This window comes from Pseudomonas cremoris, assembly GCF_014230465.1.
This window is the reverse complement of record NZ_JAAXCY010000005.1, coordinates 445847-459102: the sequence shown is the minus strand read 5'-3', so window position 1 is coordinate 459102 and position 13256 is coordinate 445847. Positions and strand designations below refer to the sequence as shown.

Below are 13256 nucleotides of genomic sequence, written 5' to 3'. Positions count from 1 at the left end.
GGGCCGCCATTTTCCGGTTTAACCGAAGATATGATTCTTAGTAACTTCAAGTGCTGTCGTCCGCTCATACGTGAGTTGATTCAAGTGTTCTTGCAGGCAGCAAGAATCAGGCAGGCATACAGCACGCCGAATGCCAGGAACGTGCCCTGCATCGTCATCACCCCGTTGAATAAAATCGGCGCGAGGAAGCCGCATAACAGCAGCGGAACCCCCGTGCCTTGCCTGACCAGCGCCCTGTAGGATTTCAGGAATAACCAGACCAGCACGAAGACCCGAAACAGGATAAATAGCCCCCCGATGGGAAGGCCCATTTCCAAAACGATGCGTGACCACTCGTCCTCGGCCAATAAAAAACCTGCGCCTTGCTCACGCCCTGCGCGCAATAACGTCGAGGCCGCGTTGGTGCCCGAACCAATGCCATGCCCCCACAGCGGCGCGTCGTCGACCACCTTGGTAAACGCATACAAACTCGAAAATGCCCTGGCCACCGGCGAGCCCTCACTGGCCACGGCACTGCGGTTACGCTCGACGAGGATCTGGTAGCTGTCCGAGGACATGAAAATCAACAGGCTGACCACTAACGCCGTCACCAGAAAGAACAACGCCAACAGGTTTCGCTGGGACTTCTTGATCAACGCCACCATCAAGGCCGCCAGCAAGACAATCGCGGCATAGGCATAAATTGACCGGGAGCCGGTCAAGAAGCACATCACCGCCACCGAGACCGCCGACGCGCCAAACAACAGGAAACGCCGGGCGAACACCGCCTGGAACAGCGCCTTGTCGAAGATCGCCGCAACCAGGAACGCAAAGCAGGCCGACACATACACCACGTGGCCCGCCGTAAAGGTAAAGGTGCCGTAGGGCCTCACCACGCCGTCGGCGATCATGAAGATAAAGTCGTCATCGCCGATGCCCTTGTTGACGTAGGCTTCCGGCCCTGAGGAATACTGCAGCACCACCAACACGCAGATCGGAATCGCGGCAAACAGCGTGATCCGGGCAAAACGGTACACATCCACCCGACGCAGGGTTTTACCGGCGACGAATATCAACGGGAAATACAGCAGGTAGTTCCGCACGCCATAGCCGTAGATGACAAACCCTTCGGGGCTGCTCAACAGAAAGGCGCCGACCACAAAAAAGAACACCACCAGCAACCCGATGAAGTACGCAGAAAGCAGGTTCCTGGAGAAGAAGCCGAACCTGAATGCACACCCGTAGATGTAAATGACGATCGGGTCCTTGATGAAGTAGATGACCGAGCTGAGGCCCGGAAGCAGCCACTTGCGCAAGATCCCTTCAAACAGAATGAACAGGTAGATGAGCACGAAGGCACTCACCACACGCTGTCGGTAGCGTTCATGCAGGCTGGGGCGTTCAGCGATCGCCAAGGATTGCATCCAGCACCCCCTTGGCATAGGCATCCCACGTGGTGCCATTGGCGGACAGCAATGCGTTGTTCTTCAGCGCGCTCAGCTTGTCGCTGTCAGTACCCAGGTCAATCAGGTGGGCGGCAATCGCTTCGGCAGACCTGATTGGCACCACGTAACCGTTGAAGTCGTTGACCACCAGGTCGGCCGCACCGCAGTTTTGCGAGACGATCACCGCCGTGCCTGTCGACAGCGCTTCCCCCACGACCAGGCCGAACGCTTCGGCCAACGAAGGCAGGACCAGCACATCCGCCTCAAGCAAATGGCGAATGACCTGGCTATGGGCAGCGGAGCTCAACCACCGGTACTTCTTCAGTTCGGCGTTCAGCACCTGGTTACGCCCATTGGCGTAATCCGCACCGATGATGGTGACATCCAGGTCAACAGCACTTGAGGCGATGTTCAATGCCTCAAACAGGTACGAGATGCCCTTCTGCTGCGTCAGCGCGCCGACGTACACCACTTTCAGGCTCGCGCCCGCCCTCACCTCCACAACCTGGCGAACCGCCGGTGCCGGCGCACCGTAGGGGGTGACGGCAACCTTGTCAGAGGCGATGCCGTAATCGCCCAGCGTGCGCTTGGCGAACGAGCTGGCCACGATGATTTTGTCGGCCAGCGCCAGTTCGGCCGTCTGCTTGCGCACGGTGGCAGCGCTGATATTGGGAATGCTCGCGCGCCAGGCGGGGTTCGCCTCTTTCTCGTAATCGAGCATCATGCAGGCGTAAGAGATCGAACCGAATGCAGCCTCGTAGTTAAGGGTAATGCCACCCATGGCTTTTGCCGCGACGAACAGCCCCTTGCATTTGCCGTCATAGCCATACACTTGACTGGGCTTGCGCTTGGCCTTGTGCAGGAACCTGGCGCTGGCTTCATCAATATGGCTGTAGACTTTTTCCGGGCAGAACAGCCCTGTGTTGCGCCGGGTCAGCCGATACAGCTTCAACTTGTCACTGAGCACGCGTGGCACGTCAAAGCGCGGATAGCTGTGCAGCAAGGCACCGTCTATTCCGTCAAAGGTACGCCGCTGGCACTCTTTGCCGATCAGGGGCAAACGGCAAAGCAACGAGTCCGGGTGCAAGGCGACCGAGGTATGAAACGAATGCAGCAACTGCCGCTGATTCAAGGCGCGCAACAACGCCCGGACGTTCTGATTGCCAACGGGGTGGGAAACCAAAATCATCTTATTTACCCATCCATGCTTCGACGACGGCGCTCAATCGCACCGGGCTATAGGTGAACTGCGCGGCGTTACGTCGCCTTATCACCACCGCCGGGTTACCCGCCACCACCGTGAACCGTTCCACATCACGGGTTACTACACTGCCCGCGCCAACTACGGCGCCTTCACCAATGGTCACTCCCGGCAAGATGATCGAGTCGGTGGCGATCCAGGCGTAATCGCCAATGGATACCGGTGCGACCTTCAGCCGCCATGCCGGGTCATCCACACCATGGCTACCCGTCAGAATCCTCACGCCTTCGTTGATGGCCACGTGTGCACCCACGCTGACGTGGGCGTGCAACTGGATAGACGTGCGCTTGCCGATAAAGCTGCCGTGGCCGATGGAGAACCGGCTCACTGCGCCCTCGAACTCAACGTCTGCGATCACCACCAATGGGCTGATCGTCGCGCCGCGGCGCCGCAGCTTGCGCAAGCGGCGATGGGTCTTGAGCAGGCGGCCGAGCAGCAGGAAACGTTTGGCCAGGTACTTGAGCCCGTCGACTTTCAGCAGGTCCAGCCTCAATCGATGCCGGAACAGGTAGTTAATCAACACGGGCCATCCTCCTGTCCAGGCGATGAAAGCCGCGTTTGGCAAAGCAAAACAACACCACCTCGGTGGCCACCAGCACATAACACACGCCGAGCAAGCCGAAGGTTTGCGCCAGGCACACCACCGCCAATGCGCTGGCCATCGACACCAGCATGAACACCCGTGCGAACGACCCGTAGGAAGCCGTGGCCATCAAGGCCACCCAGTACACTTGCCATGCAACATGGGTCAGCGCCGCGATGATCAACACCAACATGATGCTGGAGGAGTAATCATCCTTCCTGCCTGACCACACATCAAAAATCACCCCACCGAAGACCACGACGAACACCCCCATCACGCTGGCGATGGGCAGTGAAAACTTCAGCGCATAACGAATCATTTTGCGCACCAGGTGGTTGTCACCGATGGAAAACGCATAGGAGATTTCCGGCCAGATCGACTGATTCACCACGGTCGAAAACTGCACCAGCACCCTGGAGATGGTCCGGTAAAGACTGAAAATCGCGGCATGTGCCGGCGACAGCAGTACCGATAACAAAATGATCAACCCCTGAACGTTCAGGGCCAGTCCAATCGGAAACGCGAGCGAAGCAATCGAGGGTTTGATCAAGGTGACGAACGCCCTTTTGCCAATCGCCGAGGGGTTGAAACGCAGGTTAATCCCCAACCGATTGGCCAGCAGATTCTTACCGACAAGCCCGATAGCACGCACCGTCAACAACGTCACCGCAGTCGCCACCAGGCTGTGGCTGAAGTAGGCGCACAGCAATGCCGCCGACCACTCCAGCATGCGAATCACGTTCATGATGAAGAACGACAGCGGCAACGACTTGAACGCCCGATACCGTATCGAAATCATGTTGGTGAACAGACACAGCAGCGAATACGCCGTCAGTGCCGAGAGCACCAGCACGCCATCGCCACTGCGGATGGACTTCAGGTTAAGCAGGCTGAACAGGTCGAAAAACGCCAGCGCCCCGAAGGCCAGCAGCAAGACACACACACTCGCCAACGCCAGGAAAGCAAAACTGGTGCTGTAGACCGCCGTGGCGATCTGCAGCCTTTTGCGTTCATGCCAGATCACCACCTTGCTGGAGGCGGCCGTCGTCACGCCAAGGTCTGATAACGCCAGATACGTTGGAATCGCCGACAGCACTACCCACTCGCTGTAGGCCCCAAACCCCCAACTGGCGATCAATACCGGCACGCTCACCAATTGAATCAGCAGGTTCACCACCTGACCGAACGAATTGGCCCCTATGCCGTTGACGACTCGCTTAAAAACGCTCATGGGAAGACCTATACAGTGAGGAGAGGTCGACCAATGGAAATGTATTCAATGCCCTTCTTCTGCACGCTGACGGGATCGAACAAGTTGCGTCCGTCAAAGATCACCGGCTGGCGCAGCTGCTGCTTGATGACATTGAAGTCCGGCGCCTTGAACACCTGCCACTCCGTGACAATCAACAAGGCATCCGCGCCCTTGAGGCAGGCCTCCTTGGTGCCGCACAGGGCCAGGTCATCACGCTCACCGTATAGGCGTTGGGTTTCCTCCATCGCTTCCGGGTCGTACGCCTGCACCTTCGCACCGGCACGCCAGAGTGCTTCCATCAACACGCGACTGGGTGCTTCGCGCATATCGTCCGTGTTGGGTTTGAAGCTCAGCCCCCAGAGTGCAAAGGTCTTGCCCGCCAAGTCATTGTCGAAGCGCCGCGCAATCTTGCTGAACAGCGTAGTTTTCTGTTCCAGGTTGCGCCGCTCTACGGCCTTGAGCAGTACGGCATCGAAGTCGATGCTGTCGGCGGTCTGGATCAGCGCCTGGACATCCTTTGGAAAACACGAGCCGCCGTAACCGACGCCCGCGTACAAGAACTGATAACCGATGCGCGGATCGGAGCCGATGCCCTGGCGGACCATCTCGATGTCAGCACCGAGCTTCTCGGCCACGTTGGCCATCTCGTTCATGAAGCTGATCTTGGTGGCGAGCAGGCAATTGGCGGCGTATTTGGTCAACTCCGCGCTGCGCACATCCATCACGATGATTTTTTCGTGGTTGCGATTGAACGGTGCATACAGTTCACGCATCACTTGCTCGGCATACGGACTGGAGGTGCCGATCACAATACGGTCGGGGCGTATGCAGTCATTCACCGCACAGCCTTCCTTGAGAAACTCCGGGTTGGACACGACATCGAAGGGCAAGTCGTCACGGCCACGCTCCAGCAGGATTGCCGCGACACACGCACTGACCTTGTCCGCCGTGCCGACGGGCACGGTGGACTTGTCGATGATGGTCAAGGGGCCCTGCATGTGCTGGCCAATCGTTTGTGCCACGGTCAACACGTACTTGAGGTCGGCAGAGCCGTCTTCGTCCGGCGGCGTACCCACCGCGATGAACTGCACTTCACCGTGCTTGACCCCGGCCACCGCGTCGGTGGTGAAGGCCAGCCGGCCGGCGGCGTGGTTTTCCCTGACCAGCGCCTCAAGCCCTGGCTCGTAAATCGGGATGAAGCCTTCGTTGAGACGCTCCACCTTGTGGGCATCGATATCGACGCAGAGCACGTCGTGGCCCACTTCAGCCAATACCGCGCCTTGGACCAGGCCGACATAACCAATGCCAAAAACTGTCACTTTCATAACGCTTCCCTTCGATCTTGCGGCCAGTAGTAAAGATGCTGCGGTGTCGTCGATTGCCGGCAGCGCTCGATCAAACGCGGTCTGACTTGTATTCGTAGTGGTAGTAGCTGTAGGCGCCGTAGCCGTATTTGGCCGAGGCGCGCTTTTCTACGCCGTTGAAAATCGCGCCTTTGAGTTCGATGCCGTTCTGCTGGTAGCGACGGATCGTCAACTCGACCTCACGAACAGAGTTGAGCTCGAAGCGAGTCACGATCAGGTTGGTGCCGGATTGGCGACCGACAATGGTGGCGTCCGTCACAGCAAGGAACGGCGGCGTATCGAGGATCACCAGGTCGTACAGCGCGCTGGCCTCTTCAAGAAACGCCGTGAAGTTGGCGTGCATCAACAATTCGGAGGGGTTGGGCGGTATCTGGCCACGCGTGATGACATGAAGGTTATCCACGCCCGTGTGTTTGATCGCGGCCGTCAATTCACAGCGCTTGCTCAACAGGTCTGAGAGGCCATTGTCTGAGGACACGCCGAACACTTTGTGCAGGTAACCTTTGCGCATATCCACGTCGACCAGCAACACGCGTTGACCGGCATTGGCCACCACTGCCGCCAGGTTCGCCGAGACGAACGTCTTGCCGACCTGAGGGCTCGGCCCTGAGATCATCAGGCGGTTATTCCCCGCCTCCAGCATCGCGAAATGCAGGCTGGTGCGCAGGCTGCGCAGCGCTTCAACGGCCAGGTCGGTCGGGTTGCTCACGGCCAGCAACTGGGTTGCGTCAGACTTGCGGTTGCGCTCGAATTGCAGGTCCCAGGCCTTTTGCAGGGTACTGAATGGAATCGCCGCATAGACGGGCAAACCGAGCTTTTCCAAGTCGTGCGGGTTGCTTACGCCTCGGTTGAGCGCCTTGCGAAACAGCACCAGTGCGACCGCAAAAAAACCGCCCAACAGCGTGGCTATCACAACGATCAGCGCCTTTTGCGGCTTGACCGGGTTGCGCAGGTCTACGTCGGCAGTGTCGATCAAGCGCACGTTGCCCACGGTACCGGCACGCATCACATCCAGCTCCTGGTACTTGTTCAGCAACTGGGTGTAGATCTCGGTACTGACTTTAAGGTCGCGGGTCAGGCTCAGCAGTTCTTGCTGGGTGGTCGGCAGGCTCTCGACCTTCTTGGCCAAGTCGTCCTGCCGCTGGGTCAGCTCGGCCAATTGCGTGAGCAGCGCACCGTACACCGGGTGCTGCGGCGTGAATTTGCGCTCAATTTCCGCCTGCTGCATTTTCAGCTCGGAGATGCTCGCATCCAGCGCCACGATCTGGTCGAGGATCGCCTTGGCTTCCAGGCTGATGTCGATGGTTTTATTGCGGATCTGAAACTTGTTCAGCGCCGCTTCCGCCGCCTCGACATCCTTGCGCACTTGAGGCAGTTGATCCTTCAGGAACGCCAGGCTTTGCGCGGCCTCCGCCGAAGTGCGATCAATGTTTTGGCGCACGTAGATCCGTGCCACCTCATTGAGCACCTGAATGGCGTCGGCAGGTCGCGTGCTTTCCAGCGCCAACCCGATAATCCCCGACTCCTTGCCACGCTCAGCCACATCAAGCAGCTTTTGATAACGCAAAATACTGCTCAGGCGTGACGAACGGACCACGCTGAATTGTGTGCCCGGGTTGGCCTGGAGCGCTTCGATCTGGAGCTTGATGCCACCGCTCTCGTAATACCGACCCACCTGCCCTTCGAGCAAGAGATTGGCGTCCTGGTCCAACAGGGTGAAGTGGTTGCCGGTGCCTGCAACCAACGTCAGCGCCTGGCCCATCAGCTCGGGGGGCAGGCGCAGGTGAGTGAACTTCAGCGCCTCGCCACCCCACCCATAACTGTCCATGCCCAGCCATGGGGCCGCCACCGCGTGAGGCTCGGCAGGCTTGAACCGGCGGGCGATAAAGTCACCCATCAACGGGAAGCGCTTTGGGCTGACCTCAAGGTCCAGGTTCAGGTTATCGACCGCCGTACCAATGGTGGTCCTGGAACGGATGAGTTCAATTTCCGTCACCGTTGGCGACTCTTTCCCGAGCAGGCTGCCGACGTCCGAAAAACCTAGCATGTCGTTTTTTTTCGGCTCGACCTGGATCAACGCAGTCGCCTGGTACACCGGCGCTGTCAGAACGACATACGCCACGCCCAAGGCCATGCAGACGATACTGATCCCGCCGATCAACCATTTATGGTCCAGCAACGTGCCTAACAACATCATCAAATCTAAATCGGCGTCATCAGAACTCTGTGACGTTACAGCGGGTACGGATTGCATAGGTCAGTTCTTTTTAACGAAGAGTCTAGAAATGGCACAGGGTGCGAGACGCCCGGCTCCATGCACATGTAACGGCTTCACTCACTGCATCAACCTTCACTAACGCCTGACACGGCAAACCATAGATAACATTCAGCCACACTCCCTGATCTCAGTTAGTTAAACGCCGGACCCATGTTTCTACGGCCTGCTCGATTAATACATAAGCCTGTAGAAACGCCGGTTTGCCCTGGCGATAGGGGTCGCTGATTTCGCGCTCGTCCTGCCACTTCCCCAACAGGAAAACCTTGCCCCGAGCTTCGGGCGCCAGGTTAAGCACAGCCTCGATATGCCGCTGCTCCATCACCAGCACCAGATCCGCCGAATTCACTGCCTCACGGCTGAGCTGGCGGGCCCTGTGCACGTGGGGGGTGTACCCGTGCTCCTCCAGGATCAGCCCAGCCGTAGGGTCCAACGGGTGGTCCGCCAGTGCAGCCAACCCCGCAGAGCTGACCTTGATATCGGTGTACTGCAATGCAGTATCCAGCAACTTTTCCGCTGTAGGACTGCGGCAGATATTACCGACACACACAACTAGAACATTACGAAACACCACCACCCCTTACTCACCGGAAATCATTAGCGCACACCGGAAAGCTCCACGACTGGAGCCAGGCGATTATGAACACGGCGGGTAACTTGCAACTACCTTTTGAGTCGGACAATAAATAACACTGCGTGCAATAACCGACTAAAAATAACATTCCAGTACTTTTCCACCCCTACATAATAAAGTGCCGCCTGACTGCAACCGCAAGGGCACGGCCATGAACACTTCAAAGTTATTGGTAGAACGTATTGGCCTATTTCCTTCTTCGGGAAATATTCATGTAGAGGTGAATAACTCGACCCGCGTCGTCGAACGCATGCAGGTGTTGTATGCCGACAACTCCCTGGACAGCAACGAGTCGTGCTCGGGGCTGTCGATGGTGTTTGCCGACTGGCGCTTCAAGTTGCAGGTAAGCGATGCGCTGTCGGTGTGCCTGTGTGTGGAGAGTCGAGGCGATAGCCAGTTCATGCAGGTCAAGACTGCCGAGTTGCTGGCAAACATTTCCGGCACCGAGGAGCGTTTATGAGCCTGCTGGAAGATGTGCGGCGCAGCTATGCGCTGAGGAAATTGACCCGGCTGTTCGAAGGTTTTGCCGAGCCTGCAGTGGGCGCGCAGTACCGTCGTAATACCCAGGCGATTGGCCGCTGGCTGGACCAACTGCACGGCAGTTCCCCGCAGCAAGTCACCCACACGCTGTTCAAACACATGAGGGAGTCGCGCAGCCGTGGCGATGAGCGTCGCTTCAATGCGCAGACGGTGTTGCTGGAGTTGATGGTAGAAAGCAACCGCGCGCTGGACCTGGTGACCTACTCGGCCTTGCTGTGCGTGACGTCCAGTCGCCAGGAAGGCTCTTGATGGGCCTGATCGGCACCGGACAGGCTGATGGCAACCCGGTTGAGCAACAACTCGGCGTTGTACTTGGGCACCAGCGCACATAACAGCAGCACCACCAGGCCGCCGCCGATGAACGAGGGCGACACCTTGACCTCGGCGGCCTCGATGCGCCAGAGGAACGCGAAGGCCGCCGTGGCGCCCAATACGGCACCGGCCAGGGCTTCATTCAGAGGATGGATATACGGCGCAACGCAGTAGGCACTGAACCCGAGACTGGCGACCAACCCCACCAGCGCCGCCGGCCAGCGTAGCGTCGGGTTGAACTGACGCGCGACCAGACTCGCCCCCACCGTGACCATCAGGCTGGTGTTCATGGCATGCCCACTCAATACGGCAATGTCCAAGTGCTCGAACGACAAGCCCCAGCCCTTGAACAGCAACTTGCTGAGGGCTACCAGCGAGTAAGTGGCAAAGACCGTGAGAACCCAGGCCCGAAGCGCCCGGGGATTGGAGTACCACAACCACACGGCAATGATAGCCGCAGCCGGGATCATGACGGTAATGCCGCCATATTGCGCTAGTTCTGCCCGCATCGTGCCCCAACCTGACAAGCCCATTTCGGCGCTCATCAGACCTCAGCGTCGGGGAAATTACAACGTTATATAGGGTCAGCCTTTCATGGTGAACCGGATTGTTGTAGCGAGCGGGCTACCAGTTCGCGCCCAGGCCCAACAATCCCAGTATCTGGCGGCGCAAATCCACCAGGTAAGGGTCATCACGGTGCCGAGGATACGGCCGGTCAATGGTCAGCTGTGCCTGGATCTTGGCGGGACGATCGCTGAACACAATCACGCGGTTGGCCAGCAGCAACGCCTCTTCCACATCGTGGGTCACCAACAATGCCGTATAGCCTTGGCGCTGCCACAGGTCGATCAACTCCTTTTGCATGGTGATGCGCGTCAGGGAGTCGAGCTTGCCCAAAGGCTCGTCCAGGATCAGCAGGCGCGGTTGGTTGACCAGTGCCCGCGCCAGCGCCACCCGCTGGGCCATGCCGCCGGACAGTTGCCGAGGGTAGGCACGGGCGAATTGGCTCAGGCCGACTTTGTCGAGGGCCTCATCGACCTTGGCCGAATGGGTCTTGAGCAACCCCTGGGCTTCCAGGCCCACAGCGACGTTGTCCCACACGCGGCGCCAGGGGTACAGCGTCGGGTCCTGGAACACCACCACGCGGCTCGGGTCTGGTCCGGTGATGGCTGCACCATCGGCCAGCAGACGACCGGAATCCGCCGGTTCCAACCCGGCAACCAGGCGCAGCAACGTGGATTTGCCGCACCCCGAAGGGCCCAGCAACGCGACGAATTCCCCCGGTGCCACCTCCAGCGATACCCTCTCCAACACTGGCAGGTGTTGGCCGTCCAAGGCAAAGCCATGGCTGAGGTTTTCGATGCGCAGCGCCAACCCCGTCGACGCCGGTACTGCGTGTGCCAGGGCTACCATTTCATTGCTCCTTTTTGCCAGGCCAGCAGGCGGTCACGCACCAGGAAAAGGCCGGTGATCAACCCCGAGCAGGCCAACGCCATGATCAGCAGTGCGGCATACATATTCGCGTAGGCGGCCCAACCCTGGGCCCATTGCAAGTACCAGCCGATGCCGGATTTGACCCCCATCATTTCCGCCACCACCAAGGTCGAGAACGAGGCGCCGAGGCCCATGAACAGGCCGACGAACACATGGGGCAAGGCCGCAGGAATCGCCACCTTGAAGATCAGGAAACCTTGCTTGGCACCGAGGGTGCGGGCCACGTCGTAATAGGCTTTGTCCACGCTGGCCACGCCGGACCAGGTCAGCACCGTCACCGGGAACCAGGTCGCCAAGGCAATCAGGAACACACTGGCGCTCCAACTGCTGGGGAACAGGAAAAAGCACAACGGCAACAACGCCGTCGACGGCACCGGCCCCAGGATACGCAGCACCGGGTGCAACCAGTAGCCGATGCGCGTGGACCAGCCGATGGCCACACCGGCGATAAACCCGGTGATCGCCCCCAGTGCAACGCCCGAGCCCAGCAGCAATGCTGAATGCAACAGGCTGTCGGCCAGGCGTGCGTAGTCCTCGACATACACCGCCAGCAGCGCCTGGGGCGGCGCAAAAAAAGGTACCGGCAACAACGCCAGCTTGGCCGTAAACAACTCCCAAATGCCCAGCAACACCGGCAAGGCAATCAGCCAGGGCCCGGCCGTGCGCAGGCGCGTGCCCAGCCTGGAAAGCCTGCGCCCCACCACGCTCAGCACCACAAACAACGCCGCCACGCCCACGCAGATATTGGCCAACCCCTGCGTCATCGGCCAATTGCGTATCGCGTTGGGCCAATAGCTGATCAACAGCGCGACGGCCAGCCAGGCCGCCACCACTGCAACGCCCTGCCCCCAAAGCCTGAGCGTCAGCGGCGGATTAAGGGTGGTGGCGTCAACTGAAGACATCGGCGGTGATCTCCTTGGCAAACTCCACCGGATCGGTGCCCTTGCTGATCACTTCAACGGTTTTCAGGTCGGTGACGTAGGTGGTGATTTCCTTCGTCAGCGCTGCACCCACCGCATGGTGGCCGTGGGTGTGGTCGTGAAGGATCGCCTGCACTTCCTCGACCGAGGTGTTCAACGCATGCGCCTGGAAGCCTTTGGCGACTTCTTCCGGGTGTTGCACGGAATAGTCATGGGCCTCCAGGATCGCCTGGGTCAGCGCTGCGACCACACGTTTGTCTTCGCGCACCAACTTGCCAGTAACACCGACCACGCAGCAACTGAGGTTGGCGTATTCCTCCACCAAGTTGGTAGACAGCTCCCGCGCCACGCCGGACTTGATCAGGCGGTACATGAATGGGTCACTGCCGCTCACGGCCTGCACTTCGCCGCGCTCCAGCGCCGTGCCGAGCAGGTCGGCCGGGTACAGGCGCCACTCCACATCACGTACCGGGTCCACGCCGTGTTTTTTCAGCAGGATCGAGAAGAAGTTGCGGTCGGGGCTGGCCATGTCGGTCACGCCGATGGCCTTGCCTTTGAGGTCTTCCAGCCTGGTGACCGAACCATTCACCGCACTGAGTAAACGCAGGCATCCGCCATGGGTACCGGCGGTGAGTTTCACATCAAAGCCCTGCTCCAGCGCCTTGAGCCAACGCAGTGCCATGCCCACGCCCGCGTCTGCCTTGCCGGTGGCGATGGCTTCCAGCAGCACTTCGGTGGAGTTGCCGAAGTTGACCAGTTCCACATCAAGGTTGTGCTTGGTAAAGAAACCCTGGCCATGGGCGATGACCACTGGGGCCAGGCAGACCGCGTTGAGGTTCACGGCCAGTTTCAGCTTGCGTGGCGCGTCGAGGCGGATGAAGTCACCCGTCCCCGACGGTTCCGGGGTGGTGTTGTGGCCAGCGTGTTCATCGGCGGCAAACCCCAGGCGAGGCAGCGACAGGCTGGCCAGCGTGATCCCGGAAATGCCCAGCAGGCGGCGGCGGGTGATACGGTTGAAATCATCCATGCACAACTATCCTCTTATAAAATCAAATCGATTATATAAATGACAAATGATTATGAAAGAAACATATAACTCTATGGTTATGCCCGATTCGTCGAAACGCGGGAAAAGCGCCCTAAGCTAAGATCGAAAGAGTATTTAACGAATAGTTTTTAGAACTTTATGCTCGGCGT

General features: G+C 59.0%; 13 protein-coding genes. 2 read left to right on the top strand and 11 right to left on the bottom strand.

Translation table 11 applies throughout. The features are described 5' to 3' along the window. Positions 1–80: 80 nt before the first annotated feature. From HF257_RS15310 to HF257_RS15280, 7 genes are all read right to left on the bottom strand, one after another. Positions 81–1403, bottom strand: a complete 1323-nt coding sequence (locus HF257_RS15310) for an O-antigen ligase family protein (RefSeq protein ID WP_185706904.1) — start codon at positions 1401–1403, stop codon at positions 81–83. After that, complete coding sequence (locus tag HF257_RS15305; protein WP_185706902.1) at positions 1381–2613, bottom strand: glycosyltransferase family 4 protein; 1233 nt, start codon at positions 2611–2613, stop codon at positions 1381–1383. Before HF257_RS15305 ends, HF257_RS15310 begins: the two co-directional genes overlap by 23 nt. 1 nt (position 2614) lies before the next feature. After that, on the bottom strand, positions 2615–3208 hold the full coding sequence (locus tag HF257_RS33440; RefSeq protein WP_332872219.1) for an acyltransferase: 594 nt from the start codon (positions 3206–3208) through the stop codon (positions 2615–2617). After that, on the bottom strand, positions 3198–4499 hold the full coding sequence (locus HF257_RS15295) for a lipopolysaccharide biosynthesis protein (RefSeq protein WP_185706898.1): 1302 nt from the start codon (positions 4497–4499) through the stop codon (positions 3198–3200). The genes HF257_RS33440 and HF257_RS15295 overlap by 11 nt, the downstream gene beginning before the upstream one ends. Before the next feature lie 8 nt (positions 4500–4507). Further along, complete coding sequence (locus tag HF257_RS15290; RefSeq protein WP_185706896.1) at positions 4508–5845, bottom strand: UDP-glucose dehydrogenase family protein; 1338 nt, start codon at positions 5843–5845, stop codon at positions 4508–4510. 70 nt (positions 5846–5915) lie between these two features. Continuing rightward, complete coding sequence (locus HF257_RS15285) at positions 5916–8138, bottom strand: polysaccharide biosynthesis tyrosine autokinase (protein ID WP_185712095.1); 2223 nt, start codon at positions 8136–8138, stop codon at positions 5916–5918. Between the two features lie 151 nt (positions 8139–8289). Continuing rightward, entirely contained in the window at positions 8290–8730 is a 441-nt protein-coding gene (locus HF257_RS15280) for a low molecular weight protein-tyrosine-phosphatase (protein ID WP_185706892.1), read from the bottom strand. Positions 8731–8944: 214 nt separating this feature from the next. Between HF257_RS15280 and HF257_RS15275 the strand changes: the two genes are divergently transcribed. Next, the gene (locus tag HF257_RS15275) at positions 8945–9253 is read left to right on the top strand and encodes a phosphomannomutase (RefSeq protein ID WP_233081344.1); all 309 of its coding nucleotides are present in this window, start codon (positions 8945–8947) and stop codon (positions 9251–9253) included. Beyond that, positions 9250–9582: a hypothetical protein gene (locus HF257_RS15270; protein ID WP_185706890.1), complete on the top strand. Its 333-nt coding sequence runs from the start codon at positions 9250–9252 to the stop codon at positions 9580–9582. Before HF257_RS15275 ends, HF257_RS15270 begins: the two co-directional genes overlap by 4 nt. On the opposite strand, the gene HF257_RS15265 is transcribed toward HF257_RS15270, so the two are convergent. The 4 genes from HF257_RS15265 to HF257_RS15250 all read right to left on the bottom strand — a co-directional run bounded on the left by HF257_RS15265 (position 9534) and on the right by HF257_RS15250 (position 13086). Beyond that, a complete protein-coding gene (locus tag HF257_RS15265; RefSeq protein ID WP_185706888.1) occupies positions 9534–10154 on the bottom strand; it encodes a hypothetical protein in 621 nt (206 codons plus the stop codon). The two genes, HF257_RS15270 and HF257_RS15265, sit on opposite strands and share 49 nt — an antisense overlap. Before the next feature lie 115 nt (positions 10155–10269). Then, complete coding sequence (locus tag HF257_RS15260) at positions 10270–11058, bottom strand: ABC transporter ATP-binding protein (RefSeq protein ID WP_185706886.1); 789 nt, start codon at positions 11056–11058, stop codon at positions 10270–10272. Further along, complete coding sequence (locus HF257_RS15255) at positions 11052–12041, bottom strand: ABC transporter permease (RefSeq protein WP_185706884.1); 990 nt, start codon at positions 12039–12041, stop codon at positions 11052–11054. The genes HF257_RS15260 and HF257_RS15255 overlap by 7 nt, the downstream gene beginning before the upstream one ends. Further along, positions 12028–13086, bottom strand: a complete 1059-nt coding sequence (locus tag HF257_RS15250; protein ID WP_185706882.1) for an ABC transporter substrate-binding protein — start codon at positions 13084–13086, stop codon at positions 12028–12030. The genes HF257_RS15255 and HF257_RS15250 overlap by 14 nt, the downstream gene beginning before the upstream one ends. Positions 13087–13256 lie beyond the last annotated feature (170 nt).

Excerpts from the sequence above, each read along its gene's own strand:
- HF257_RS15270 (WP_185706890.1), top strand. The coding sequence starts at position 9,250 with ATGAGCCTGCTGGAAGATGTGCGGCGCAGCTATGCGCTGAGGAAATTG.
- HF257_RS15260 (WP_185706886.1), bottom strand. The coding sequence starts at position 11,058 with ATGGTAGCCCTGGCACACGCAGTACCGGCGTCGACGGGGTTGGCGCTG.
- HF257_RS15265 (WP_185706888.1), bottom strand. The coding sequence starts at position 10,154 with ATGCGGGCAGAACTAGCGCAATATGGCGGCATTACCGTCATGATCCCG.
- HF257_RS15295 (WP_185706898.1), bottom strand. The coding sequence starts at position 4,499 with ATGAGCGTTTTTAAGCGAGTCGTCAACGGCATAGGGGCCAATTCGTTC.
- HF257_RS15305 (WP_185706902.1), bottom strand. The coding sequence starts at position 2,613 with ATGATTTTGGTTTCCCACCCCGTTGGCAATCAGAACGTCCGGGCGTTG.
- HF257_RS15275 (WP_233081344.1), top strand. The coding sequence starts at position 8,945 with ATGAACACTTCAAAGTTATTGGTAGAACGTATTGGCCTATTTCCTTCT.
- HF257_RS15310 (WP_185706904.1), bottom strand. The coding sequence starts at position 1,403 with ATGCAATCCTTGGCGATCGCTGAACGCCCCAGCCTGCATGAACGCTAC.
- HF257_RS15250 (WP_185706882.1), bottom strand. The coding sequence starts at position 13,086 with ATGGATGATTTCAACCGTATCACCCGCCGCCGCCTGCTGGGCATTTCC.
- HF257_RS15290 (WP_185706896.1), bottom strand. The coding sequence starts at position 5,845 with ATGAAAGTGACAGTTTTTGGCATTGGTTATGTCGGCCTGGTCCAAGGC.
- HF257_RS15285 (WP_185712095.1), bottom strand. The coding sequence starts at position 8,138 with ATGCAATCCGTACCCGCTGTAACGTCACAGAGTTCTGATGACGCCGAT.
- HF257_RS15255 (WP_185706884.1), bottom strand. The coding sequence starts at position 12,041 with ATGTCTTCAGTTGACGCCACCACCCTTAATCCGCCGCTGACGCTCAGG.